General features: G+C 69.8%; 34 protein-coding genes. 11 read left to right on the forward strand and 23 right to left on the reverse strand.

Annotation, left to right across the window (positions count from 1 at the left end):
- Window positions 1-296 precede the first annotated feature (296 nt).
- Window positions 297-1,310 (forward strand): DUF8017 domain-containing protein, encoded by a 1,014-nt coding sequence (locus AOK18_RS03860; RefSeq protein ID WP_055693337.1) that lies wholly within the window; start codon window positions 297-299, stop codon window positions 1,308-1,310.
- Between the two features lie 70 nt (window positions 1,311-1,380).
- Window positions 1,381-2,685, forward strand: coding sequence for an MFS transporter (locus tag AOK18_RS03865; RefSeq protein WP_055693338.1), 1,305 nt, complete (start codon window positions 1,381-1,383; stop codon window positions 2,683-2,685).
- Here the strand turns inward: AOK18_RS03865 and AOK18_RS03870 are convergent.
- Window positions 2,647-3,492 (reverse strand): spermidine synthase, encoded by an 846-nt coding sequence (locus tag AOK18_RS03870; RefSeq protein ID WP_055693419.1) that lies wholly within the window; start codon window positions 3,490-3,492, stop codon window positions 2,647-2,649. The genes AOK18_RS03865 and AOK18_RS03870 overlap by 39 nt on opposite strands.
- A gap of 305 nt (window positions 3,493-3,797) precedes the next feature.
- Here AOK18_RS03870 and AOK18_RS03875 point away from each other — a divergent pair, with 305 nt between their 5' ends.
- From AOK18_RS03875 to AOK18_RS03885, 3 genes are all read left to right on the forward strand, one after another.
- Window positions 3,798-4,598 (forward strand): TVP38/TMEM64 family protein, encoded by an 801-nt coding sequence (locus tag AOK18_RS03875; protein ID WP_055693339.1) that lies wholly within the window; start codon window positions 3,798-3,800, stop codon window positions 4,596-4,598.
- A gap of 169 nt (window positions 4,599-4,767) precedes the next feature.
- Window positions 4,768-5,643, forward strand: coding sequence for an undecaprenyl-diphosphate phosphatase (locus tag AOK18_RS03880; protein ID WP_055693340.1), 876 nt, complete (start codon window positions 4,768-4,770; stop codon window positions 5,641-5,643).
- 569 nt (window positions 5,644-6,212) lie between these two features.
- Entirely contained in the window at window positions 6,213-6,443 is a 231-nt protein-coding gene (locus tag AOK18_RS03885; RefSeq protein WP_055693341.1) for a helix-turn-helix domain-containing protein, read from the forward strand.
- A 381-nt stretch (window positions 6,444-6,824) separates the two neighbouring features.
- Here AOK18_RS03885 and AOK18_RS03895 read toward each other — a convergent pair whose 3' ends face one another.
- A complete protein-coding gene (locus AOK18_RS03895) occupies window positions 6,825-7,010 on the reverse strand; it encodes a hypothetical protein (protein ID WP_157865012.1) in 186 nt (61 codons plus the stop codon).
- Between the two features lie 155 nt (window positions 7,011-7,165).
- Here AOK18_RS03895 and AOK18_RS03900 point away from each other — a divergent pair, with 155 nt between their 5' ends.
- Window positions 7,166-7,423 (forward strand): winged helix-turn-helix domain-containing protein, encoded by a 258-nt coding sequence (locus AOK18_RS03900; RefSeq protein ID WP_055693420.1) that lies wholly within the window; start codon window positions 7,166-7,168, stop codon window positions 7,421-7,423.
- Between the two features lie 38 nt (window positions 7,424-7,461).
- Here the strand turns inward: AOK18_RS03900 and AOK18_RS03905 are convergent, their stop codons facing one another.
- Window positions 7,462-7,902 (reverse strand): hypothetical protein, encoded by a 441-nt coding sequence (locus AOK18_RS03905; RefSeq protein ID WP_055693344.1) that lies wholly within the window; start codon window positions 7,900-7,902, stop codon window positions 7,462-7,464.
- Between the two features lie 301 nt (window positions 7,903-8,203).
- Window positions 8,204-8,593, reverse strand: coding sequence for a hypothetical protein (locus tag AOK18_RS03910; protein WP_055693345.1), 390 nt, complete (start codon window positions 8,591-8,593; stop codon window positions 8,204-8,206).
- 86 nt (window positions 8,594-8,679) lie between these two features.
- Here AOK18_RS03910 and AOK18_RS03915 point away from each other — a divergent pair, with 86 nt between their 5' ends.
- Both AOK18_RS03915 and AOK18_RS03920 read left to right on the forward strand, forming a co-directional pair.
- Window positions 8,680-8,955: a hypothetical protein gene (locus AOK18_RS03915; RefSeq protein WP_055693346.1), complete on the forward strand. Its 276-nt coding sequence runs from the start codon at window positions 8,680-8,682 to the stop codon at window positions 8,953-8,955.
- 33 nt (window positions 8,956-8,988) lie between these two features.
- Entirely contained in the window at window positions 8,989-9,183 is a 195-nt protein-coding gene (locus AOK18_RS03920) for a hypothetical protein (protein WP_055693347.1), read from the forward strand.
- A 68-nt stretch (window positions 9,184-9,251) separates the two neighbouring features.
- Here AOK18_RS03920 and AOK18_RS03925 read toward each other — a convergent pair whose 3' ends face one another.
- The 3 genes from AOK18_RS03925 to AOK18_RS03935 are packed head-to-tail and all read right to left on the reverse strand — an operon-like array spanning window position 9,252 to window position 10,134.
- Complete coding sequence (locus AOK18_RS03925) at window positions 9,252-9,497, reverse strand: hypothetical protein (RefSeq protein WP_055693348.1); 246 nt, start codon at window positions 9,495-9,497, stop codon at window positions 9,252-9,254.
- Between the two features lie 11 nt (window positions 9,498-9,508).
- A complete protein-coding gene (locus AOK18_RS03930) occupies window positions 9,509-9,754 on the reverse strand; it encodes a hypothetical protein (protein WP_055693349.1) in 246 nt (81 codons plus the stop codon).
- Window positions 9,755-9,756: 2 nt separating this feature from the next.
- Window positions 9,757-10,134, reverse strand: a complete 378-nt coding sequence (locus AOK18_RS03935) for a hypothetical protein (protein ID WP_055693350.1) — start codon at window positions 10,132-10,134, stop codon at window positions 9,757-9,759.
- 80 nt (window positions 10,135-10,214) lie between these two features.
- Between AOK18_RS03935 and AOK18_RS03940 the strand changes: the two genes are divergently transcribed.
- Entirely contained in the window at window positions 10,215-10,427 is a 213-nt protein-coding gene (locus AOK18_RS03940) for a hypothetical protein (protein WP_055693351.1), read from the forward strand.
- 41 nt (window positions 10,428-10,468) lie between these two features.
- On the opposite strand, the gene AOK18_RS03945 is transcribed toward AOK18_RS03940, so the two are convergent.
- The 3 genes from AOK18_RS03945 to AOK18_RS03950 form a co-directional block, all read right to left on the reverse strand.
- Window positions 10,469-10,672, reverse strand: a complete 204-nt coding sequence (locus tag AOK18_RS03945; protein WP_157865013.1) for a hypothetical protein — start codon at window positions 10,670-10,672, stop codon at window positions 10,469-10,471.
- Between the two features lie 173 nt (window positions 10,673-10,845).
- On the reverse strand, window positions 10,846-11,001 hold the full coding sequence (locus tag AOK18_RS32825; RefSeq protein WP_157865014.1) for a hypothetical protein: 156 nt from the start codon (window positions 10,999-11,001) through the stop codon (window positions 10,846-10,848).
- Between the two features lie 37 nt (window positions 11,002-11,038).
- Window positions 11,039-11,233 carry a hypothetical protein gene (locus AOK18_RS03950; protein ID WP_055693353.1) on the reverse strand — a complete coding sequence of 65 codons (195 nt, stop codon included), beginning with the start codon at window positions 11,231-11,233 and terminating at the stop codon, window positions 11,039-11,041.
- 218 nt (window positions 11,234-11,451) lie between these two features.
- On the opposite strand from AOK18_RS03950, the gene AOK18_RS33220 reads away from it, so the two are divergent.
- Window positions 11,452-11,625: a hypothetical protein gene (locus tag AOK18_RS33220; RefSeq protein ID WP_167738647.1), complete on the forward strand. Its 174-nt coding sequence runs from the start codon at window positions 11,452-11,454 to the stop codon at window positions 11,623-11,625.
- A gap of 242 nt (window positions 11,626-11,867) precedes the next feature.
- Here AOK18_RS33220 and AOK18_RS03955 read toward each other — a convergent pair whose 3' ends face one another.
- From AOK18_RS03955 to AOK18_RS03965, 3 genes are read right to left on the reverse strand one after another with little or no spacing between them, the layout of a single operon-like run.
- Window positions 11,868-12,146, reverse strand: coding sequence for a hypothetical protein (locus tag AOK18_RS03955; protein WP_055693354.1), 279 nt, complete (start codon window positions 12,144-12,146; stop codon window positions 11,868-11,870).
- Window positions 12,143-13,318, reverse strand: a complete 1,176-nt coding sequence (locus tag AOK18_RS03960; protein WP_240503041.1) for a site-specific integrase — start codon at window positions 13,316-13,318, stop codon at window positions 12,143-12,145. The genes AOK18_RS03955 and AOK18_RS03960 overlap by 4 nt, the downstream gene beginning before the upstream one ends.
- Complete coding sequence (locus AOK18_RS03965) at window positions 13,315-13,941, reverse strand: hypothetical protein (protein ID WP_157865015.1); 627 nt, start codon at window positions 13,939-13,941, stop codon at window positions 13,315-13,317. The genes AOK18_RS03960 and AOK18_RS03965 overlap by 4 nt, the downstream gene beginning before the upstream one ends.
- Window positions 13,942-14,660: 719 nt before the next feature.
- On the opposite strand from AOK18_RS03965, the gene AOK18_RS03970 reads away from it, so the two are divergent.
- A complete protein-coding gene (locus AOK18_RS03970) occupies window positions 14,661-15,125 on the forward strand; it encodes a hypothetical protein (RefSeq protein ID WP_055693356.1) in 465 nt (154 codons plus the stop codon).
- 54 nt (window positions 15,126-15,179) lie between these two features.
- On the opposite strand, the gene AOK18_RS32830 is transcribed toward AOK18_RS03970, so the two are convergent.
- Genes AOK18_RS32830 through AOK18_RS04015 form a run of 10 tightly spaced genes read right to left on the reverse strand, consistent with a single transcriptional unit; the run spans window position 15,180 to window position 23,199 of the window.
- Window positions 15,180-15,356, reverse strand: a complete 177-nt coding sequence (locus tag AOK18_RS32830; protein WP_157865016.1) for a hypothetical protein — start codon at window positions 15,354-15,356, stop codon at window positions 15,180-15,182.
- Window positions 15,357-15,370: 14 nt separating this feature from the next.
- The gene (locus AOK18_RS03975) at window positions 15,371-16,819 is read right to left on the reverse strand and encodes an ICP22 family protein (protein ID WP_055693357.1); all 1,449 of its coding nucleotides are present in this window, start codon (window positions 16,817-16,819) and stop codon (window positions 15,371-15,373) included.
- Complete coding sequence (locus AOK18_RS03980) at window positions 16,819-17,184, reverse strand: hypothetical protein (RefSeq protein ID WP_055693358.1); 366 nt, start codon at window positions 17,182-17,184, stop codon at window positions 16,819-16,821. Before AOK18_RS03980 ends, AOK18_RS03975 begins: the two co-directional genes overlap by 1 nt.
- The gene (locus AOK18_RS03985) at window positions 17,181-17,624 is read right to left on the reverse strand and encodes a hypothetical protein (RefSeq protein WP_055693359.1); all 444 of its coding nucleotides are present in this window, start codon (window positions 17,622-17,624) and stop codon (window positions 17,181-17,183) included. The genes AOK18_RS03980 and AOK18_RS03985 overlap by 4 nt, the downstream gene beginning before the upstream one ends.
- Entirely contained in the window at window positions 17,624-17,995 is a 372-nt protein-coding gene (locus tag AOK18_RS03990) for a hypothetical protein (protein WP_055693360.1), read from the reverse strand. The genes AOK18_RS03985 and AOK18_RS03990 overlap by 1 nt, the downstream gene beginning before the upstream one ends.
- A 24-nt stretch (window positions 17,996-18,019) precedes the next feature.
- Window positions 18,020-18,970, reverse strand: coding sequence for an N-acetylmuramoyl-L-alanine amidase (locus AOK18_RS03995; RefSeq protein ID WP_055693361.1), 951 nt, complete (start codon window positions 18,968-18,970; stop codon window positions 18,020-18,022).
- Window positions 18,971-19,005: 35 nt separating this feature from the next.
- Entirely contained in the window at window positions 19,006-19,593 is a 588-nt protein-coding gene (locus AOK18_RS04000; RefSeq protein ID WP_055693362.1) for a hypothetical protein, read from the reverse strand.
- 13 nt (window positions 19,594-19,606) lie between these two features.
- Entirely contained in the window at window positions 19,607-19,876 is a 270-nt protein-coding gene (locus tag AOK18_RS04005) for a hypothetical protein (RefSeq protein ID WP_055693363.1), read from the reverse strand.
- Complete coding sequence (locus AOK18_RS04010; protein ID WP_055693364.1) at window positions 19,873-20,967, reverse strand: DUF5047 domain-containing protein; 1,095 nt, start codon at window positions 20,965-20,967, stop codon at window positions 19,873-19,875. Before AOK18_RS04010 ends, AOK18_RS04005 begins: the two co-directional genes overlap by 4 nt.
- A 3-nt stretch (window positions 20,968-20,970) precedes the next feature.
- On the reverse strand, window positions 20,971-23,199 hold the full coding sequence (locus AOK18_RS04015) for a hypothetical protein (RefSeq protein WP_055693365.1): 2,229 nt from the start codon (window positions 23,197-23,199) through the stop codon (window positions 20,971-20,973).
- Window positions 23,200-23,204: the final 5 nt, after the last annotated feature.

Consider the following 23,204-nt stretch of genomic DNA (forward strand, 5'->3'; position numbering starts at 1 on the left):
CGGCCGTCGTCTCCCCGGTCACGGCGCCGTCCTCGCGCCGGATCCCGCTGCACCCGGAACCCGGGACGCCGTCCACCGTCCGGCTCGGCCTCGGCGGCCGGGCGGCCCGGGGTCGCCGCGGCGCTCCCCGCACCGCGCGGCCGGCCCCGGACCGGCGGAGAACGGCGGGAAGGGCCCGGCCCCGCGGGGCGCGACGCCGCGCGGTCACACCGGGTTGTCGCCCCTCCCGGATCGCTACGTCCCCGTCAACGGGCAGTGACCGAATCGTGTCACTGGCCGGGCTAGGGTGACTCACCATGTGGCCAGGAAACCAGCCGCCCGGGGGCGAGCAGAACCCGCAGTCGAACAATCCGTACCAGCAGCCGGGGTACCGGCAGCCGAACCCGTACCAGCAGCCCGGCGTCCAGCAGCCGAACCCGTACGCGCAGCAGCAGCCGCAGCAGTGGGGGCCGCCGGACACCGTGGGGATGCCCCAGCCGCCGCAGGGCGGGGGCGGCGGGAAGCAGACGAAGATCGTGGCCGTCGTGGCCGCGGCGGCCGTGGTGGTGACCGCCGGTGTCACCGGCTTCCTGGTGCTGGGCGGCAACAAGGACGACACCGCCGGCGAGAAGGACGCGAAGCCGTCCGTGAGCGCGTCCGGGAAGCCCTCCGCGGAACCGAGCGCTTCCGGCTCCGGCGACAATCCGCGGGGCGGGGAGGCCGAGAAGGCGACGATTCCTGGCTGGCAGGTCGTCACGAACACCCGCTTCGGCACCAAGTTCGACGTCCCCGCCGACTGGGAGATCGAGAACCCCGGCACCAGTGTGGGCTTCGAATGGGAGGAGAAGGACGGTGAGCTGGACCGCACCACCGTCACCGCCCCCGCCTACCTGAAGTCCAAGTGGTGCACGAGCGACGACGACAAGGACGGCCGCGAGGACGACACCGCCCTCGTCACCGCCGGCACCCGGGGCGAGAACGGCGCCAGGACCACGGACCAGGCCGCGGAGACCCGTGTGCCGTGGTGGATCTACGGCGGTTACACGCAGCCCGACAAGAAGAGCGTGAAGACGCAGAAGCCGAAGGCGTACACGACCGCCTCGGGCATCGAGGGCAGCGTCGCCACGGCGTACTCGCAGAACACGCCCCAGAAGGGCAAGTGCGACAGCGAGGGCAAGGCGATCACCTTCGGGTTCAAGAACGGTGCCGGGGACTTCGTCACCTGGAACCTGTACGGCGCCAAGGGCGTCAAGGACGAGATCCCGGAGGAGACCGTGCAGAAGATCCTCAGCACGGTGCGCCTCACCGAGGAGGCGCCGACCGGGTCGTAGCGGACGGGAGTCCCGGGCTCACGCGGCGGGACATTTGGCAAGTCGGCCCCGCCCCGGCGATAGTCACGGTGTGCCGACCACCCTCTCCTCCTCACGCCGCCCTGCCTGGGCGGGCCGCAACTACACCCTGCTGACCGCCTCCGCCGTGGTGACGAGCCTGGGCAGTCACGGCTCCCTGATCGCCTCCGCGTTCGCGGTGCTGGGCGCGGGCGGGGACGGCGGCGACGTGGGCCTGGTGGCCGCCGCCCGCACCCTGCCGCTGGTGCTGTTCCTGCTGATCGGCGGTGCCGTCGCGGACCGGCTGCCGCGCCACCACGTGATGGTCGCGGCCAACGTCCTCAACTGCGTCTCGCAGGCCGCGTTCGCCGCGCTGGTCCTGGCGGGCGAGGCCCGGCTGTGGCAGATGATGCTGCTCAGCGCGCTCGGCGGGGTCGGCCAGGCGTTCTTCGGGCCGGCCGCCGAGGGCATGCTGCTCTCCTCGGTCGAGGGCGAGCAGGCCGGCCGGGCGTTCGCGGTGTTCCGGATGGCGATGCAGGGCGCGACACTCGGCGGCGCCGCCCTCGGCGGCCTCATGATCGCGGCGATGGGACCGGGCTGGGTCCTCGCGGCGGACGCGGCGGCCTTCGCGGTCGCGGCGGCGCTGCGGGCCTTCCTCGACGTGAAGCACATACCGCCGCGCGCCCCGGGCGGCGGCCTGCTCTCCGACCTCCGCGACGGCTGGCGGGAGTTCTCCGGCCGGCCCTGGCTGTGGGGCATCGTCATCCAGTTCTCCATCGCCAACGCCGTGGTCGGCGCCGCCGACGCGGTCTACGGCCCCCTCGTCGCCCGGGACCATCTGGGCGGTGCCGCGCCCTGGGGCCTGGCCCTCGCCTTCTTCGGCGCGGGCACGGTGCTGGGCGCGCTGCTGATGACCCGCTGGAAACCGCGCCGCCTGCTGTTCGTCGGCACCCTGTGCGTGTTCCCGCTGGCCCTGCCCTCCGCCGCGCTCGCCGTGCCGGTGCCGGTGGCGGTCCTGTGCGCGGTGATGTGCCTGACCGGAGTGACCGTCGAGGTGTTCGGGGTCTCCTGGATGACGGCGCTCCACCAGGAGATCCCGGAGGAGAAGCTGTCCCGGGTGTCGGCCTACGACTGGTTCGGGTCCGTCGCCCTGGTGCCGGCCACGATGGCGCTGGCGGGCCCCGCGGAGACCGCGTTCGGGCGCACGGAGGCGCTGTGGGGCTGCGCCGTGCTGGTCGTCGTGGTCACGGCGGCGGTGCTGTGCGTGCCGGACGTGCGCAATCTGCGGCGCCGGACGGTGCCCGTCGCCGGGACGGCCCCGGACGTCGTCGCCAAGGAGTCAGCCGACGCCGAACGCACCGCCGGGGGGCTCGGGTGACGGTACGGCGTCCGCGTCCCGTACCGGCCGCGCCCCGCCGGTGAGGTCCCGCAGGGCCGCGCCGTGCTCGACGCGGGCGGGAAAGGCGTCGGCGGCGGTGCGCCGGGCCAGGGCCGCGAGGTCGAGGGGGCGGTGCGCGGCGGCGAGGACGGCGTTGCCGAAACGGCGCCCGCGCAGCACCCCCGGCTCGGCGATCAGCACCAGTTCCTCGAACTCCGTGCTCAGGGTCGCGAGTTGGGAGCGCAGGAAGGTGAAGGGCGCCGCGTCGGCGAGGTTGCCGAGGTAGACGCCGTCGGCCCGCAGGACCCGCGCGGCCTCACGGACGTAGGCGACGGAGGTCAGGTGCGCCGGGACGCGCGAGCCGCCGAAGACGTCGGCGACCAGGACGTCCGCCGAGGCGTCGGGGGCGGCCTCCAGCCAGGCGCGGGCGTCCGCCGCGTGCAGCGTGACGTCCGCCCCCTCCGGCAGCGGCAGCTGCTCGGCGACCAGGTCCAGCAGCTCCCGGTCGAACTCGACGACGTCCTGCCGGGAGCCGGGGCGGGTCGCGGCCAGGTAGCGGGGCAGGGTGAGCGCTCCGCCGCCGAGGTGCAGCGCGTCCAGCGGGCGCCCCGGCTCGGCGAGGACGTCCAGCACGTGCCCGAGCCGCCGGACGTACTCGAACTCCAGGTGGGCCGGCTCGTCCAGGTCGACGTACGACTGCGGTGCCCCGTCGACCGTCAGCAGCCACGCCCGCTCCCGGTCGACGTCGGGCATCAGCTTCGCGGTGCCGTGACCGACGGCGCGGGTCACGGGTATCGGCTCGTTCACCGTCCCATTGTGCCGGTGCGCGACCGGGCGTCCGCCCTCGTGGGCCGACAGCACGTACACCCGCGCCGTGAACCTCCGGCTCGGCACCGCACTGCCCGGCGCGGCCACCTCGTGCCCGCGCCGCACCGCGTCCCGCGGCACCCCGCGCGGCGGGAGCGCCACGTCGTCCCCGGCCTGCGCCCCGCGGCCCGCTCCCCGCACACGGGGTGCCACGTCCCGGACGTTCCCGGGACGTTCCGGCCGCTGTGGCACGTCTGAGACGCACACTACGGCGGCCGGTCGCATTCGTCGGTTACTGTCACCGAATGCTCGATGCCACCAACCGCTCTGGGGGCACCGCCACGGCCTCTCCCCGGGCCTCCGCCGCACAGCTCACCACCGCCGTCCTCGCCCCCGCGGCGACACCCGCGGCGCCCGCGGTACCGGCGGCGGGGGCCGCCGCCCGCTGCGCCAGAGTCCTGCTGTCCCCCTGGTCGCGCCTGTCCCTGCTGGTCGCGCTGCTCGCCTCCGCGGCCTCCCTCGTGCTGCTCCTGGAGCCGCAGAAGCTGCTGACCGACGGCCTGCCGTCGCAGTTCGGCGGTGCCGCGGCGGTCGTCGCGTACGCGGTGTCCTACGGGGTGTGCACGGTGGCGTTCGTGCCGCGCCCGATCCTGAACCTCGCCGCGGGCGCGTTGTTCGGCAGCCAGTTGGGGCTCGGCGCCGCTCTGGGCGGCACGGTGCTCGGCGCCGGGCTCGCGTTCTGCCTCGGGCGGGCGCTCGGCCAGGAGGCGCTGCGTCCGCTGCTGCGGGGGCGCTGGCTGAAGGCGGCGGACCACCAGCTGAGCCGGCACGGCTTCCGCTCGATGCTGGCGGCGCGGCTGTTCCCGGGGGTGCCGTTCGCCGCGTCGAACTACTGCGCCGCCGTCTCCCGGATGGGTCCGGTGCCGTTCCTGCTGGCGACGGGGCTCGGCTCGATCCCGAACACCGCCGCCTACGCCGTCGCCGGCGCCCGCGCCTCCACGCCGACGTCCCCGGCCTTCCTGATCGCGCTGGCCTGCATCACCGTGCCGGGTCTGGTGGGCGCGGTGGTCGCCTGGCGCAAGCGGCACCGGCTGCGCGCCGGGTGAGGACGGGCCCGGACGCCGGGCCGGGGACCGGTGCGGCCCCGGCATCCGGCGTTCATCTTGGGGCGCTACCCTTCCGACTCGGCGCGCCTGATCATCGATCACCGCACACGGCGTTTCGGCGTGCCCACGTCGTCCCCTCCCGCGATCGGCACTTGGACACCGCTGCCTCATGTCTTGGTTTGAATCCCTCATCCTCGGACTCGTCCAGGGGCTGACCGAGTTCCTCCCCGTCTCCTCCAGCGCGCACCTGCGGCTGACCGCGGCCTTCTCCGGCTGGGAGGATCCGGGCGCGGCCTTCACCGCGATCACCCAGATCGGCACGGAGGCCGCGGTGCTGATCTACTTCCGCAAGGACATCGCGCGGATCCTGTCGGCCTGGACGCGCTCGCTCACCGACAGGACGATGCGCCGGGACCCCGACGCCCGGATGGGCTGGCTCGTCATCGTCGGCTCGCTCCCGATCGGAGTCCTCGGCCTGACGCTGAAGGACCAGATCGAGGGGCCGTTCCGCGACCTGCGGCTCACCGCGGCGATGCTGATCGGCATGGGCATCGTCCTCGGTGTCGCCGACCGGCTGGCGGCGCGGGACGAGCAGGGCGGACGGCACCGTTCGCCGAAGCAGCGCAAGTCGCTCGACGACCTGACCGTCAAGGACGGCCTGGTCTACGGGTTCTGTCAGGCCCTGGCGCTCATCCCCGGTGTCTCCCGCTCCGGCGCTACGATCAGCGGCGGCCTGTTCATGGGGTACCGGCGTGAGGCGGCGGCCCGCTACTCCTTCCTGCTGGCGATCCCCGCCGTCCTCGCCTCCGGCCTCTTCGAGCTGAAGGACGCCACCGAGGGCGGCCACGTCACCTGGGGCCCGACGATCTTCGCGACGGTCGTGGCCTTCGCGGTCGGCTACGCGGTGATCGCGTGGTTCATGAAGTTCATCACCACCAAGAGCTTCATGCCGTTCGTCTGGTACCGCGTCGCGCTCGGCATCGTCATCTTTTTGCTGGTCAGCTTGGGTGTGCTGAGTCCTGAGGCTGGGGGTTCAGCTCACTGAGCTGCCTGTTGGGTGAGGTTTCACGTCTGCCTATTCGCAAGTCGCGACGCGTAGATATTTGCAGAAACTAGCAAGGTTTCGAGGGGTTTCGCGGCTCGGTTCTCCCACTCTTCTCCCATAGGGCTGCGGGACAATCGAACGCCGCCCTCCGGGCCGCCCACTTGGGAGGTGGGCCTGGCGGTCCGGAGGGCGGCTTCGTGGCCTGGCGACCCTGGGTGTCGGGTCGGCAGGCCGTTTGCGGCGGAAGTCTACGAGTGGGTGGCTCGCGCCTTGCGGCTGTCGACTTCCGGGCGGGACTACGCGCCTGGTGGTGACCGGGTGGGCGTGGCCTCCTTCTTTGATCCATTTGCTTGGCGTGCCGATGCCCGGCGCTGGAAGCCGGACACGTGGGGTTGAGTCTGTTCACTCGAAGGGGTGAACAGACGTTCGGTTCATGGGTGTCACACAGGGCCCTGCGGCGTACCTCGGATCTCGCAGGGCTGGGGCGTGGATCGAGGCTCATTTCATGATCGAAGAATGCCTCAGATCTGCTGCTGACTTATGATCATGATCGGTAAAGCGTTGCTCGGGTGCCAGCCGATCTGCCCGAGTGGGTCCCCGCCGCCCGCCGGGCGACCGGGGACCGCATTCGCGTCCGCCGGCTGCACCAGAACCTGACTCAGGAGTCCCTCGCGCACGCCGCGGGCATCGACCGCAGCACCATCCAGCGGATGGAAGCCGGCCACGAGATGAAACTGACCCACCTGTTGCTGGTGGCTCACGCTCTGCGGGTGCACGTCGTCGATCTCCTGCACGGGTAAGGGCGGCAGCCTCTTTTCAGCCGCTACCGACTTAAAGTCAACAACAGAGAATCCTGTGACGGAAGCTGTCCGCTCCATATATCTGCACGATTTGCATATGCTCCGCACACATTCGTGACCATCCGTGAAAGTTCTGGCCTGCGCTTTCCTCTGCGGCAACGAGCCACGCCCAGTTCTTGCCTGCCGGGCGGCACGATTCGGGCGACGCTCAGACCTTCCGCACCCGCGCCGGCTTCCCGCGGTGGCAGGTGCAGCTGCATGTCAGCATCGGCACGGGCCGCCCGGGCCCGGCCTGGATGTCGATGTTGCCGTGACAGAACCCGCACTCGCCGAGCTGGCACGGCCCCGACACGCTGCCGTCCTTGACCGCGGGCCGGCCGTTCACGGTGCGCTGCCCGTGCTGGTGGCCCGCGGCGCCGGGCACACGTAGACGGGGCCGACGATGCTGCCGGTGGGCGAGAGTGCCTCGCCGATGCGGACCGGCTGGTGGTCGTGGCTACCGCAGACGCAGGGCCACTCCTCGGTGGCGGTCCGGTGCTGGGGGTGGGTTTCCGTAGGCTCGTCCACGTCGACGCTCCGATCGTCGGCGCCTCCGGGGTGGCGGCCCACGCTCCCCGGGGGGCTTTCTGCTGTTCCGCCTGATCGTAGGTGCGATAGGTGTGATACGTCTGCTAGTCGCGCCCGTCTCGCCCGTCGGGCTGAGCGGTCTTAGCGTCGGGATCATGAAGTGGGAGCCGGATGTGCCGAGGTGGAAGCAGGTTCACGAGAAGCTGCGGGAGCGGATCCTCGACGGCACGTATGCGCCGGATGAGCAGTTGCCGTCGGTGGTGGCGATCTGCGGCGAGTTCGGTATCTCGCAGATGACGGCTCGCCGGGTCCTGACGGAGCTGCGCACGGCCGGCCTGGCGTACATGCAGCCGGGGATCGGCACGTTCGTCACCGAACTGCCGCAGCCGGGGGGCGATACACGCCAGGCATGACAATGCCCCCGTCGATATCGACGGGGGCATGCAGTCCGTCAGGCGGTCTCCCCCGCCTCGGCAGGGCCGACGAAGCGTGCGAGCACTGCCGGATCAGCCCCGGTGGTCAGTGTCCGTTCGACCGACCAGCCTTGCTTGGTTAACCGTCCGCGCACGGTGTCGTAGTTCAGCCCAAGAAGTTCGGACCACTCGATGATCGTTTTGGTCTGGCCGCGAAAAGTGACAAGGTGGCTGCTGCGCTTGTTGCGGGCCTGTTCGATGACTGTCGCCCATCGACAGTTGCCAGGCTCGTATCCGCGGTCGTTGTCGATACGCTCGAGGGTCAGCTCCGGGGAGAACGTCGAACCCATGTCTTCGGCGAACGCCTCAAACGACTTCCATCGCTCGCAGACCGTGATGCCGCGCCCGCCATAGTCGGCGTAGCGCCGGTGGTTCGGGTCGGTCGTCCGTGCGACCATCCCGCGCCAGCGGTAGTACAAGGGATGACTTCTCCGACGGAGGCTCTTGGGGGGACCGCTCGGAATGCAACCGCACGACGCGGTATGCCCCGACTTGAGATGGTCAGCACGCACCCTCTTTTCATTGCCGCACGCGCAGGCGCAGAGCCACATGATGCGGTTCCGTCCCACCGAGGTGGGAGCACCGATGACGGTCAGCCGGCCGAACCGCTGACCGGTTAGATCTATTGCCCTCTTCAAGGCATCCTTCTCTCTTCAGGCTAGTCGCGCCTCAGGGTGGTTGATGTGCTAGCGCAGCCCCGCACGGTGGCGGGGCTGCGGTTCAGGCGGCCTGCGCGTAGAGCTCGGCGCGGAGCTGGGCGAAGAACTGCTCGCCCTCGCCGACGTTGGTGATGCCGACGTCGACCATGCGGCCGAGCAGGTTGCAGAGCTGCCAGGGCGACAGGGCGTTCAGGCGGGCGACGAGAACGGCGTCGGCTCGACCACCGAGGATGTGCTTCTCGTAGGAGCACAGGGCGGGGAAGGCGGAGCGGAAGAGTTCTTGGCGCGCCTCGCTGTACAGGCCGTTGTAGTGGGTGGCCTCGGCGATGCAGTCCAGGATCATGCGGTGCATGTCGCTGCCCTTGAACGCGCGGCTTCCCCAGCGGCGGGTGCGGGTGCCGATGCCGAGGTTCTTCCGCATGTCCTTCGCGAAGCGCTGGCCCTTGGTCATTTCCGTCTCCCCTGCTGTCGTTCTCTGACTCTCTAAATGTAAGGGTACCCCTTACGTCATGTCAACCCTCCCCCTACACTGACGTCATGACGACACCGCCGAACCCCTTCGAGAACCTCAAGCACCTTGCTGAGCAAGGCGATCCGACCCAGCAGGCCAAGGAAGCCGGCGCCGCACTCCAAACCATCCCTGACCTGCAGAAGTGGCTACGCGAGATCCGACAGGCTGCAGTGCAGGGGATGCGCGAGGGCGGACTCAGTCACGCCCAAGTGGCTGCCGAGCTGGGCATCAGTCGGGCGCGCGCCCAGCAGATCGCCGAAGGGCGCACGACGGGCAAGCGGGCCGGCGCCGAAGAGTCGTAGCCCGCTGTCCGACCCGGCGACTACGCTGCCCTCATGTTCCCCTCTCCTCTGGTCCCGGCTCCGGTGCGTCTGGCTGCGGTGGTGAATGAGGAGATCCGCGCGCTGCTGTTGTCGACGGGCGGTTGGTTGTATGGGGAGTCGCGGGCCCGATATGAGGTGCTGGTCGCGGAGTGGACGCGGGCGGTGGCGGCGGAACGCGCGTGCGGGGAGATCGACGTCGCCGCGTAGACTGACATGCGAGCGCCCCCGCCTGATTTCCCCAGGCGGGGGCGCTTCCGTGTGCGGGGGTCAGGCTCTCACTTCTCGGTGACGCGGTTGATGAAGATGCTGCGGCCCTGGCTCTCCAGCTCGGCAAGGCGCAGCAGGTCGCCAGCGGCGCGGTTCGTCACGCCGTACTTCTTGCGCAGGTACTCGGCGGCCAGACGCAGGGTCTCCTCGTGGTCCCGCTGTCCCTTCAGTTCGGCTACGAGCTCGTCGGCGCGGGCGAGGCCAACCTTGTCCTTGAGGTGGTGGATGATCTGGTCTTCGGCGGAGATGGCCATGGTCGGGGTCCTTACTTCTCGGTGTCGCGGCTGGTGGTCTGGGCGGCGCGGATCTCGTCGGCGGTGACGGTCTCGAACCAACGCCAGAGGCCGCCCTCCCACTGCTCGATCTTCGCGGTGTCGGCAGGGCTGCCGCCGCCCAGAGTGGCGCGGATGAAGGCGTAGGTCTTCGCCTCGCTGGTGAACGAGGAGCTGGCTTCCACCTCAGGGCCCGTGACGGTCACGCGCCACGGCTTCGACGGCTTCTTCGCGGTCATGGTCAGTGTCCTTGCTTCTCGGCGGGGTCGGTGGTCTGGGCCTTGCGGTCGCGCGGGCGTCCGTGCTTCTCCAGCACCCGGTACAGCCGGGAGGGCGGCATGGCGGCGGCGATGGCGATGGCCTTACGGTCGGCGTGCGGGCTGGTGTCGTCCGCTTGGACCATGGCCAGTTCCCGGAAGACTTCCAGGTGCTGGATGAGGTGGGAGGTCTGGGCGATGGTGGCGGTCAGGTCGTCGAAGGTGCGGGCGTGGTGCGGGGGCTCCACACCGACCTGATTGCGGAGGGCGTCAGCGAGTGCAACGGCGAGGTCGGGGGTGATGTCGAACACCGTCTCCTTGTTGCCGTCGGTGTCACCGAACTCGGCGAACTTCTTCTTCATGACGCAAACGCTACACGTATCGCGAACGCTATACAACGGGTTTACGGGGATCCGCCCCACCTCCACGTAAGCTCCCGCCCGTGACCACCTTCGACTTCCCCGACGACCTGCTGTCCGCCGCACGCGCCTCCTGGGAGGCGATCCAGGCCGGGCGACTCACCGTCGACCAGGCGACCGCCGTGCACGACGGGGTCGTCGCCTACGCCACCGAGCACGGACACAGCCGGTACGAGGTCGAGATGGCGCTCAAGAAAGCCGTGCGGCACACGGCACCCGAGGCTACGAAGGGCTGACCACTTCCCGGCGCCGGGAAGTGAGCTGACCTGCGGCGTAGCTAGGGCCGCTCGCAGTAGTGGATACGCATGGCCAGCACGTCAGACCAAGTGCGGATCTCGTGCGTCTCGCCCGCACAGTCCTTCGTCAGGCACACCGAGGGGGCGCGGCGGATCGGCCGCTCGGGCTCCGCGTCCCCGATCCCCAGCTCGCGCTCCAGGCGCTCAATGCGGTCGTAGTCCAGGTCGCCCGGCGAGAGCGTCACCAACTGCTCATCGGGGCGCGGCCGGTAGGCGGGCATTGATCCGCCACGACGCCGAAGCAGACGATGGAGCACGGCCCCTCCCCTGGTTGCAGCCCCGCCCGGCGCTGTACGGGCGGGGCCTCAGCAACAGCAAACCCGACTGCTCGTATGCCTGGTCGGATAGTCCAACCAGCCTACGAGATGCCACCGACACTGCCGGGGCGCGTCGACAGACGGTAGGTGTCGACCGGCGGGGCCTCGCCCTCAGTGCTGACGATGTCGTCCTGGCAGCCACACAGGCAGCTGTCGTCGTCCTCGCGGTGCGGGATCATGTCCCCCCAGCGGCTCATCGGCGTCTCCTTCGCTCCCCGTCAGGATGGCAGAGGCTCACGCCGGCTCGGGCCACTCCGTCAACACGCGGCTGGTGTCCTCGTCGACGAGGGTGACCTTCGCGCCGGGCTGGCCCCACTCTCCCACCCACTCCGTGAGCTTGTCGCGCGCCGTCGCCTCCACCGCCCACCAGCCGTGCGCCACCGGACGGCCGGCCACGGCCAGGGTGAGGTGGTAGCGGTCGTCGGACATGCGGCCACCCTACGGCGGGCAGCCGCAGAGCCTCCCGTGGGGAGCCGGGAGGTGCGGCGGGCCCTGTCGGCCGGCGATGCGCGACAGGGCCCGAAAGGGGGACCCATCACCTGGGGGCGGGGAGGATCCCGTGCGCACCACCATGCATCATGATCCGGCCACGCGATAGATCAAGGCCGGAAATCTTCGCTGTCAGTGCCAACAATGATCATGTCCCCATGCAGAACTACGCCCTCACCTGGACCAACCCCGACGGCATCCCGTGCGCGTCCGCCGTCGCCTACGACCAGCCCTCCGCCGACCGACGCCGCAGCGAACTCGAAACCGCCGGCTGCACCGAGGTGACAGTCGTGCCGACCAAGCCCGGCCAGCTGCCCGAACCGCGGGGGTGACACGCGCGAGCGCCCGTTCTCCGGCAAGACGAGAACGGACGCTCGGGGTTCGGCGATCGCGTCAGACCATCACCACTGGGCACCGCGTGCGGCGCGTCAGGGGGCGGCGGCCGTCACCGCCAGGTGTCACGGCAGGGTGCCGTGGAACATGCCGCCCAGGCCAGGATGCCAGAGACCCGCCACGACGGGGGATGCGTGGCGGGGCCTACCGGCAGTGTGGCACGAGGAGGGGCGGTAGGCGCCTACTTGTGCAGTTCGTCGGCTGCGTAGGTTCCCGTGCCGAGCCACCACAGGAGCGAGTCCTTCTGCTCTTCCGTGATCTGGCCGACCTCGTAGTGGCCTCGGATGAAGTGGCTCATCACCGAGATCGCCACTCGCGCACTCGTGGCCGTCTCTGGGTTGCTGAGTGACTGCCCGGCCGTCAGGAACGCCTTCTCCCAGTCTTCGGCCATGTGTCGCTTGATGCGTTCGTTGGGCTCCTCTCGGAAGAGGTGGACCACGTTGTCCGGCTCGTCGGTCACTCTTGCTCTCCTGCCTGCTCGGCTGCCTGCTTCGCTCGCTTGCGGCGCATGGCGGTGATCGTGTTGTTGGCCTTGCCCTGGGCGGGTTCGACGTAGTGCTTCCGGACGGTAATGGAGCCGGCCTTCCAGCGTCCTTGTCCGGTCGGGTCCTCCCCAGCTTCAGCGATCTCTTGTGCGGGGCCGCGGCGGAGTCCGTGCGCAGTGACCTTGGATGGGTCGGGCAGGTCCGCCAGTTGGGCTCGGGTTTTGACGATGACGCCGATGGCGTCGGGGGTGAGGAAGTCTCCGCGTGGTCCGGTGCGGGGGCGGATGGTGCCGCCTCGGTTGATGTGCCGGAACAGTGGGCCGGTCGTGATGCCTTGCCGTCGCAGCTCTTCGAGCCAGGCTCGGATGCGGACGACGGGGCATGTGGCTGGGTCGTCGGGGTTGGCGGGTACGAACGTCGTCTCGCCCTTGGCGGCTTGGTCGGTCTTGGAGAAGGCGACGAGGACGTGGATGCCGTCGTCGTCGATGGCGAGTTGTTCGATGAGGAGGTGGGCGAGTTCGCTTCGGCGGGAGAGCATGCCCCAGCCGAGGGTGAGGAGTGCGGCGTCGCGGGTGGCTTTGGGGTAGTCGGCGTCGGTGTCGGTGGTGCAGGTGGCGACGAGGGCGGCGAGCATGTCGCTTCGGATGCCGGTCGCCTTCTTGGGTGTCCGCCTCTGCGCCCAGCCGCGGGCGTGCTTGCGGAGGGCTTCGCGGGCTTCCTTCATGCCGGGTTGCTGGCCGTCTGGGTGCCATGAGCGGATCGCGGACATGGCGACTTGGATGGTGGACGGGGACTTGTCGAGGCGGATGAGGTGGCCGACGTACTCGACGAAGGTGGCTGTGGTGCAGGGCAGGTGGACGCGCCCGTTCTCTTGGCACCAGGTCTCGAAGCGGTCCCGCGCGGACTTGTAGGTGCGGGACGTGTTCTCTGGGGGCGCTTCGTCGAGGAGTTCGGCGGTCTCCTCGGAGATCCGGAAGTCCGCCTCGGTGTACGTCGGCAGGTCTGCCGTGGTGGGGATCGGCGCGTTGGGTCGGAGGATCGTGTGCCGGTCGACGATCGGCCGGGCGGGTGCCGCTGCGGGGAGTGTGGCGGGGAGGTGGCCGTCGTCGACGAGTTCGGCGTCGACCACCTCGTCGGGCCCGGTCACGAGCACTCCCGCAGCCGGGGAGCCTTCGCCTGCTCGAACTCCAGGCCGCGACGCTCCAGCTCTTGCTTCAAGTACTCCTCATACTCACTGCGGTGGGCCGCGATGAGTCGGCGTCGAGCTGCGTTCGCGGCCTGAGTCTTCACTTGCTCTTCGCGTGTCCCGGGCTCCTCTGCCTTCCTCAAGGAACGGATCTCCAACTGGCGAGCGTGAACGATCCCGCTACGGCGAACCATCGCCGCGCGCCACTCCTGGGTCTCCGGGTCCTGCACCCCCTTCTTCTTCGCCAGGTCCGCGTGGATGTCCGTCAGTACCCGCTTGAGCGCGACACCCCAGCGGAGAGCGAGCTGAGGTGTCCGCAAGGCGGCTGCGACTTCGGGAGTGGACCGCCCGCGCAGTTCTGCGGAGACCTCAAGTTGGAAGTCATGGTCGGACATGCTGGCGAGGCGGTCGACGGCCCCGGGCGGCGCCACGGGAGCCGCCGTGCGGCGCATGGTCAGATGCCAGCTACCGCACTGGCACTGGTACGCGTACATCTGCGTGCTCGACACAGAAGCCTTCGCCTCGGCCGTCGCGCGGTTGGGGTACTTGCGCTTCTTCGCTGTCGGACAATCGGTGACGTTCAAGGGTGATCCTCCCTGGTCTATGTAGCCACGTATAAGGGAAATTATACGTGGCTACCGTGGGTAACACTCTGCCTGTGGCGAGAGTTGACGACTCCTCGGATAAGACGAAGACCCCACTCCGATAGAGGAGCAGGGCCCGCGATACGGCATGTTATCGAGAGTCGGACCCCCCAACCGGGAGCGCTTCAGGGAACGTTATGCGCTAGAACTCCCGCCTCCGGGGTGGCAGATGCCGCATCTCGTTCTAGCGGCAGCGGACCCGAGGGAGCGTGCCGACGCAAACAGGTCGTGAAGGAACTCCTTCTGCTCCTCGGTGAAGCGCGGGGCGGCAGCCGCGCTACGGCGGGCTTCCTCGGCGGCAGCCGGCCCCAGCCGTGCTTCAGCGCACTCGATGCAGAACGGTTTAGTCATGGCTGGAGAACGAGACGGTGCCGCACGCGATCGCCGGGGCCGCGGCATGTCACCCGCGTGGGCGCACTGCCCGTGTCACGGCTCGGTGACAGCCGCCCCGCTCCCCCGCGCCCGGTTCTACCGTGATGCGACATTCAACTTCGGGGGGAACCATGCGCGCACGCGCTACCGCGGCTACGGCTGCTCTGCTTCTGGCTGTCCTGACCGCATGTGGCGGTGAGGACGGCAGTGTCAGTGCCGACACGAAGCCATCGGCCGTCGAGACCACGCCGACAGAGGGAAGCCCGGCAGCGGAGCCCGAGAAGGGCATGAAGCTCGGGGAGCCGGCGCAGACGGTCGGCGATGGCGGCACGGGCGCCCTGGAGATCACCCCGGACACCGTCGTCTTCACGGAGGAGGGCGGCGGGGAGACCGCGGTGAACGGAGTCTTCGTCGTCGTCACGATGAAGGACAAGGCGACAGGGTCGGTCGCCGCGGATGAGCCCGCCCCGATCAGTGGCGGGGGTTGGAAGTGGATGGCCGCGGACGGGGAGATGGTCGATGCGGGCGGCGGGAACGCGTTCAACGTGGTGATGGACAAGTACAACAACGCTGACCCGGTGCAGCCGGGCGCCTACCAGTGGCGTAGCCAAGTCTTCGACCTCACGCCAGCGCAGGCGAAGGGCGGCACGCTCATCTACATCGACGGTGAGGAGAAGGCGCACCGCTGGGAGATGCCGTCGACGGACTCCGGCCCGAGCGTGGCCGAGGTGAAGAAGCAGCTGGAGTTCTGAGCACGACGAAGCGCCCCGCATCGCCGCCGAAGCGGTGGTGCGGGGCGTTGTCGTTCAGGCAGCGTCGTCGGGTGTCCACCCGCCGGGCAGTCCGGGGTAGTGCGGTTCCTGGAACGGCTGTGTGGCTGGCGCGGGGATGGGCGGTGGTTCTTCGCGGCCGAGGCGGACGAGGCTGCCGACGTCGGCGGCGGTGTCGTCGCGTCGCGGTGGCCGCTCGGGGGCTTCCGGCATGGCGGCAGCTCCTGTCAGTCGGTGGTGTTGTTGGTGATGAGCCCAAGGCTGGCCAGCGCGGTCAGCAGGGACGTCAACGCCGCGTTCCCGCCTCGGGAGCCGGTCACCGTCGGCTTGGTGGTCGCGGTTGCCCCGTAGAAGCCGAGCGTGCTGCCCAAGTGCCGTAGGGCGAGTGCGATGACCAGGGCGTCGTCCGTGGTCAGTTCGTTCGCGGCGGACCGGCGGAGGTTGGTGTCTCGTGCTGCACCACCTGGGCCCCACTCGATCCGGTCGGGTGTGACCCGGGCTCGGTCGAATGTTTCCGCGCCGACGTGCAGTCCGAGCAGCGCGTCGCCTACGGCGGCTGTGTTGATGGTGAGGCTGCCCGACAGGGAGCCGCCCACCTTGTCGAACTTGCCCGTCTCCAACGTGGTGGCCCGGTTCTCCACCGCGGTAGCCCGGTTCTCCAGGCCGAACTGGCCGCCGACCCTGGTCTGCAGGTCGGTGACGAATCCGTTGAGCGCGTTCCCGTCGCTGGCCGGGTAGGCGCCGATCGCGGCCGGGGTGACCGGGTCAGTGCCGCCGGTGGCGTGGCTGGCGGCGTGCGTGGTGGGGGTGCGGGCGTCCGTGAGGGTGGGGTCGGTGGAGCGGAGGGCGACGTCAGGGCTGGCGCCTGCGGAGCCGAGCGGCGGCTGGGGTCCTTGCTCGCCCCGGGGCCCGACGAGCGAGGCCAGCCACTCAGCTTGGGTGCCAGCGAATCCGCCCGCGACGGCCACCTCATAGGCGGACGCTCCGTCCTCGCCGTCGGTTCCGTTCTGCCCGTCTGTTCCCGAGGTTCCGGGTCCACCAGGCTGCCCGCGGAGTGAGTCGAGGAAGTCGACCTCCGTGCCGGTGTTTCCGGCGTCCAGCCACAGCTGGTAGGCGGACCGCCCATCAGCACCGGAGGTGCCAGGGGTGCCGTCCTTGCCGTCAGCACCCCGCAGGGACGCTAGGAAGTCTGTTTCACTCCCCTCGTTCCCCGCGGCCAGCCACGTCTCGTATGCGGACGCCCCGTTCTCGCCGTCGGTTCCGTCAGTCCCGGGCAGTCCGCGCGGTCCGGGTACGGGTACGTAGTCGGGGGTGTCGGGGTCGAGTTGCTGCAGTTGGTCGAGGTCGACTTCGTCGCCTGCGCCTTCGAGGGTGAAGTGGAAGACGCGGCTCTGGTTGCCGATGGTGATGATGGCCTGCCACAGCCAGCCGGCCGGGTTGCCTGCAGCCGAGTTGTCGAGGAGCTCCACCCCAACCGTGCCGTCGGAGTCGATGAGCTGACCGGCGTCGTTGAGGCCGTAGCTGCCCTTGCCGGTCCAGGTGACGGGGACGCCGTCGAGGACGACGGCGGGCACGTTCGGGGAGAGCCGCACAGTGCCGGAGCTGGCCTTGCCGCCTGCCGGGTTGGCGACGGTGAGGTGCACCCGCGTCGTCGGGGCGCCGTCAGGGAAGGGCATTACAGGACTCCAGTTCGGTTGAACTCGTCCACCAGAGGGTGCGCCGGCTCCGGCTCCATCTCCGCGCGCTGCATCTGGCGCAACCACCGGTCCTGACTCCAGGAGAACGCCCGGACCAGTGCTTCCAGGCGGAACATCTTGCCCCTCAGCTGCCCGTTCTCCTCGTCCACCCGGCGCACGGTCGCTTCAAGGACGGCCAGGTTCGCGGCCTGCTGCGCGGGGGCGGCGTTGGCTCGGGCGGCCGCTTCGGTTGCTGCGGCGGTCGCCCTTGCCGCGTCTCGTGTGGCGCGGGAGACGAACCAGCCGCCGCCTCCGAGGACACTGCCGGCGGCTCCAATGATTGCCGCCCACTCGCCCACGTTCATGGCGCCTTGCCTCTCCAGGGCGGTCGCGATGCTGGGGGGACCGAGTATTCGGGCACCGTGCTCGCCCACAAGATGACCCCGCAGTGCGAAGTCGCGTACCAGATGGCGACAAAGCCGCCGCGGGAGTAGTCGCCAGAGAACACGGCGACGGTGTAGGCGATGGCCCACACGGTGGGGGGTAGTAAAGCCGCGAGGAACCCGAACCAGTCCCGGCCGACGCGCAGGAGCGCGGAGCCGAGAGTGATGAGTCCGCACACGATCCACAGCCATGACCAGTGACGGAGGCTGCACAGGCCGGTGAGGAGTTCGAGGCCCTGACCGTCGGGCGGGTCGACGAGGAAGGACACGCCCCAGCAGGTTTTGCCGGTGCCGAGGATCAGCAGGAAGGTGCCGCGGCGGCCCAGAGCCTTGTACAGCCGCCGGGCCGCACGGCGAGGCATCAGACCGCCTTGACGAGACTGGACTGCTCGATCCGCAGGGTGGTGATCGGTGCGGTCACCTGCGGGCGGACGATGAACAGGGCAACGAGTCCCTCGATCGCGAACATCCACAAGGCCTGCTGCTCAGCGCTCATGTCGCGGCCGAAGGCCAGGAACAGCGCGACAGCGGCGTGCCCCAGGTTCACGAGCGCGGCGAACGCGGCACCGGTCTTCAGGACAAAGGCTTCGGCGACAGCGACGGCGCAGGACAGGGCCACCATGATGGCGACCTGCATCTCGGCAGAGACGCCAAGACCGTAGGCGGACCCCAGCTTGAGGGCGACCGCTATGAACGCGAGGATGGTGACCGGCTCTCTGCCGAAGATCTTCATGGGGAATCCGTTCTCTGGTTGAGGTCAGGCGACGACGCGGAAGCCGTACTTGTCGCCGAGGCGCTTGAGGGAAGTGCGGCCGGGGATGCCGTCGGCGTCCTTGCCGGTGTAGCCGAGGCGGCGCTGCCAAGTGGCGTAGGCGGTCACGGTGGTGGTGCCGTAGTGGCCGTCGGAGTACTTCTTGGCCAGGAGTCCCGCGTCGACCAGGGCGGCCTCCACGGTGCGCACGCCGGAGTAGGTGACCGGGGTGCCCTTTGCGGCCGGGTTCGACTTGGCGGCGGCGACCAGCTGGGACAGGTCGACGGTGGGCTTGGTCGGCTTCGGCAGAGGCTTGGGAGCGGCGGGCTTCGGCGTGGCTGGCTTCGGGTCGGGCTTGTCGCCCGCGAGGCGTGCGGTGACTCGGGTGAGGATGTCGTCCCAGTCCATGCCGGGCCCGCGCGGGTCGATCTTCCCGGGCTGCCAGTCGAGATGGCGGAGTGCGGAGCGTGCGCCCCAGCCGTGGTGGCGGCAGATCGCGGTGATGACGCGACCGATCGCTTCGATCTGCTCCGGCGGCCACGGGTCGACCCCGTCGCCGAGGTTCTCGCACTCGAAGCCGTAGAAGTGCCGGTTCCCGTCGGTGCTCGCCTCGTTGTCGGTGGGCGGCTTCACCTCGTTGATGACGGCGCGCAGCACGTCCGGGTCACCGAGGCCGGCGTGGTTGGCGCGGCCGTAGCCCACCAGGTGGACGGTGCCGTCCTTGGCGATGACGCCGTGACAGAGCGGGCCGGGCAGGCCGGGGTAGCCGTCGCGGCACATCCGCACGGTAGTCGCAGTGCCCCGGGTGACAGTGTGATGGATCATCACGCCGTGCACTTCGCCCCAGGGGCCCTTGCTGTTGCGGTTGTGGTCGCGCCAGTCACCGACTTCGAGGACGGTGATGCCCTCGGCTCTGAAGAGTGCGGCGAAGGTGGCGGCGGGCATGGGTGGTGCCATCGGAACTCCAGGCGGGAGGCGCTTGGGGGCGCGGGCTAGGTGGTGCGGAGGAAGGTGACGTGCAGGCGGAGGTTCGTGCCGCCATCGATGTCGTCGGTGGCGGTGCGGAGGGTGACGATGCCGTCGGTGCCGATGACGAATCCGCCGTGGACGATGCCGTTGTCGAAGCAGCCGGTGATGGTGCTGTGGGTGGGCCGCCATGCTGAGGGGACGGTCGCGCACACGGTGTCGGCGATGTTGCCGCTGCTGGCGGTGATCTTGCCGCCGGTGCGGGCCAGGTATAGGTCGATGCTGGTGACGCGGCCCTGCCGGTGCCCGAAGAAGTCGAGGACGGAGAAGCCGGCTCCTGCGGACAGGCCGGTGGTGCTGCTGGCCAGTGACGGTTCCGGGGTCACCCAGCTGCTGCCGTTGTAGATGTCGAGCCGGTTGACGTCGTTCAGCCACGTCGCCATGCCCTCGACCGGGTCCTTGAGGGTGGCGCCCCGCTGTGACGCGGACGCGAACCTCATCACCGTGCGGGGGATGATCCCGTCGGCGAGTGCCTGCGCGGCGTCGGGGATCGACGGCGGGTCCGTCATCTGCCAGACCTGGACGTTCTGGCCGTACTTGTCGGGCGCGGTCACGGGCCCCCCTTTCTCAGGTGGCGAGCTTGCCGAGGACGGCCCAGTTGCCGTCGCCGAAGTCAGCGAGAACCACGAGGTCCCCGACAGCCGGGGTGGTGTAGGAGGTGAGGCGGCGGACCTCCACGTCGCCGTCGACCTCGACCAGGCCGGCGCCGGGAATCGCGGTGACGGTGGCGAGCATCAGGCGGGATCCGCGGACGCTGGTCGTGTTCTCTCCGGTGCGCTGTGCTTGCCGTTTCAGGGCGGCAGCGAGGTTGCGGTTCACGGAGTGCCCGGATTTCACGAGTCCTCCCTCGCCGAGATGGTGCTGATCGGGAAGTCGCCGCCCAGGTCCAGCGGTACGGAGAAGCTCGCGACTTGGTGGAGTTCGCGGGTGCCGTCCTCGTGTGTCACCCGGATGACGTCGCCCGGCTCCAGGGCTGGGTTGGGCAGGCTGGAGATGTCGCCGCTGGCGTTCGGGGCTCGCGCTTCCGCGAGCTTCAGGCGGGCGGCCCGCTGGCAGGCCGCTGTGGAGTTCAGCGTCGACGAGCTGTAGAACGTGGGCCGTCTGCCGTAGGGGCCTGACCAGTACGTCGGCGAGCCCGGGTCGTTGTCGACGACGAGCGCGGACACGGGCGGTATGCCGTCGGAGGCGTTCTCGCCGCGGGCGTGGACTCCGTTGTGGACGCCGTCGCTGGTCATGGCCCGGTTTCCGGAGATGTACACGCCGCCCTCGACCGCTTCGACCGCCCATATGGGCTCGGTGGTGAGCGGGTCGGGCAGCGTGCTGATGACGAACACGCCGTCGGCGTTGGCGTACACCTCGGCTCCGGCTGCGGCGGCGATCTCCTGGCAGCCGGCCCACGGGTCCGCTTCGAGATCGAACCAGCGGCTCCCGATGGTGACGTCGGTGATGAGGGGGAGGACGTCGGCGTCGGGGATGCTGCGGCGGATGATCGCCGCTATGGCGGAGACTGCCGTGCCGGATGCCCGGTAGCGGGTGGTGAATTTGTCGTCCGCGATGACCACCTCGAGGCCTTTGCCTTGCAGGGTGACCGGGCCTTCGGAGACGTCGCCGTCCGCCGAGTCCAGCCGGAACACTCCGAGCGGCACCAGTTCGGTGTCGTCGGGGCGCCCGTATTCGACGCCGCGGGAGATCCGAAGCCGGGCCCCGTACACGGCGAGCTGGTCGGATGGTGTGCGCGGGATCAGCGCCGGGTCGGGGATGGTGACGCTGCAGGTGCGGCGGATCGCCTGGGCTCGGTCGACGGTGACGCTGCCGCCCGTGTGCTCGAGGTCGATGACGTCACCCGTCGTCAGAAAGAGCTGCACCTTCGTGATCGGGGTGTGGCTCTCTGCGAGGCGGGCCAGGAACCTGTCGGACACCGGGTACATCGATCACCTCCGGCGGTCGAGCAGGAGATCCTCGCTGGTGGCGTACACGTCCAGCAGGTCCGCGCACGTCGCGAACTCCGTCACGACGTCCTGGCAGGTGCGCCCGCCGGAACCGTTGATGCCGACGGTGGCCGGCATGTCCTGCTCGACGAGCGGCAGCGTCCAGGCCCGCCACTGCTCCTGTGCGAGCTGCCCGACCCGGTTCTCGTTGACCTGGGCGACGGCGACGTACATGTCGGTGACGCCCATGCCGGGCACGGCCTGCCACAGCAGCGTGTTGCCGGAGTCGAGGAGCAGGTGCAGGGCCTGCCGTTCCTCGTCGGTGCGGGTCCAGATCGCGAGGTCCCCCTCGCGACCCTGCCTCTTGCCGGAGAGGACGACTTTGTTGCGGCGGCCTCGGACCACGACCGCTGTCTGCTCGATGGGCCGCTGCCAGTCCGGCGCCTGCTGCACCACCACCTTGCAAGCGCGCTGCGGATTCCCTGGGTCCTTCAACCATGCGGTGTTGATGTCGTCGAGGGTGAGCTGGACGGTGTCCGAAGAGCGTGTCGCCCGGCCGCCTCCCGCGTCGTAGAGCTCAACGTGGTAGGCGATCGGGACGCCCATGGGTGCTTCGTGGTCTTCGATGATGAGGAGGTCGGACGTGATCGGTTGCCGGTCGATGAGTCCGGCCGTGCCGCGGACCAGGGTGCGGGAGCCGTCCGCTCCGACCCGGTACACGGTGATCGTGTAGTCCGGTGGCAGTTCCCGCAGGGTCAGTGTGATGTAGCCGCGGCTTGAGTCGGCGGTGACCGCGGTGAGCGGCAGCACTTCCCACAGGGCGACCCGGTCGACGTGGAGGACGCTGCCCGCGGTGGATGCGGTCGGCACGATCTCGATCGACGCCTGTGTCGCTCCTGCCGGCGCGGTCTGGTCGGACTGGAGGAGGTACCAGCTGCTGCCGGGCAGGTTGTAGGTGATGCCCGTGCTGGCGCCGAGGCTGGCGTCTGCGGCGTCGTACCAGCGGAGCCGGATCGTGGCGGTCGCCCACGTTCCGGCCGCCGGGTGCGCGATGGCGTGGGCCCTCCAGTTGACGCCCTCGGTGACCGGGAAGCGCGCCGAGCGGATGGTTGACGAGCTGGCGGTCGACGAGGTGATGGCGAGCGAGTAGGAGCCTTCGTAGGCGGAGGCCCCCCACGGTGCGGTGCGGGCGATCGTCGCCACACCTGAGGCGACCGTCCAGCCGGCGGCGCCCTGCTCGAAGCTGGCGTCGGCGTAGGGGATGACGGTGCCCGCCTGCAGCACTGGTGCTGCCACGACGACGATCGTCTCGAGGCGGAGTACCTGCCCGGCCGATGCTCCGTCGAGGCCGGCGGCGAGGGAGCAGGTCGCGGCGCCTGCCGGGGCTGTGGCGGAGACGCGCTGCCGGTACATGCCGGTCGCCGGAGTCGGCGGTGCCAGCGTCGACCGGGTGGCGGCGATCTGGTTGCCGTTGGCGTCGTAGAAGCGCAGCTCAATCCACGCCGTGGATGCGACGGTCGGCGGCTGCATGTACGCGTAGGCCAGGTACTCGCGGCCCGGGGTGACGGTAGGCCGGTCCACGGCGAGGATGCTGGCGTTGCCTGCGGCGACCGCGGTCATCGACAGCGTGTGGCCGCCCGCGGTGTAGTTGGTGACGGACCAGCTCATCACCGGAACCTGGCGGGAGATGGTGGCGTTGACGACGGCAGTCCAGCCCGAGGTGTCCACCTCGGATGATTCCGTGTTGAAGGGGAGCAGGTTACCGAGCGTGCGAAGCGGCGCCCCGAAGTAGACGTTCTCCCAAAAGTGGGAGACCGTCGCCCCGCCTTCTGTCGAGGAGAGCAGCACCTGGGCCTGCGTCGCGCCCACGGGTGCCGCGCCGGCCACGGATACGCGGTGCCAGCCCACCGAGGCCGTCATCGTGGTCAGTGACCAGGTGATGGAGACCTCGACTCCCCGCCAGTTGAGCCAGCGAATCCCGATCCGTTCGGTGCTCGCTCCGGCCGCGTCTGCGAAGGCGTAGTACACGCCACCGGCGGTGACCGGGTAGGAGGAGACGGTGCGGGCCTGCATCTCTCCCGCTGCCACCGATCGGACGGACAGGCAGCCGTCTCCGCCGGTCCGGCCGCCTGTCCCCTTCGCGATGACGCAGTTGAGTTTGCTCGTCCACCCGGAAGTGTTCGGGTCGATGGTCTCGGTGGTCGGGCTGAGGAGGTTCCCAGGGATCGGCATAGAGA

It is taken from the genome of Streptomyces prasinopilosus (assembly GCF_001419695.1).
GTDB lineage: Bacteria > Actinomycetota > Actinomycetes > Streptomycetales > Streptomycetaceae > Streptomyces > Streptomyces prasinopilosus.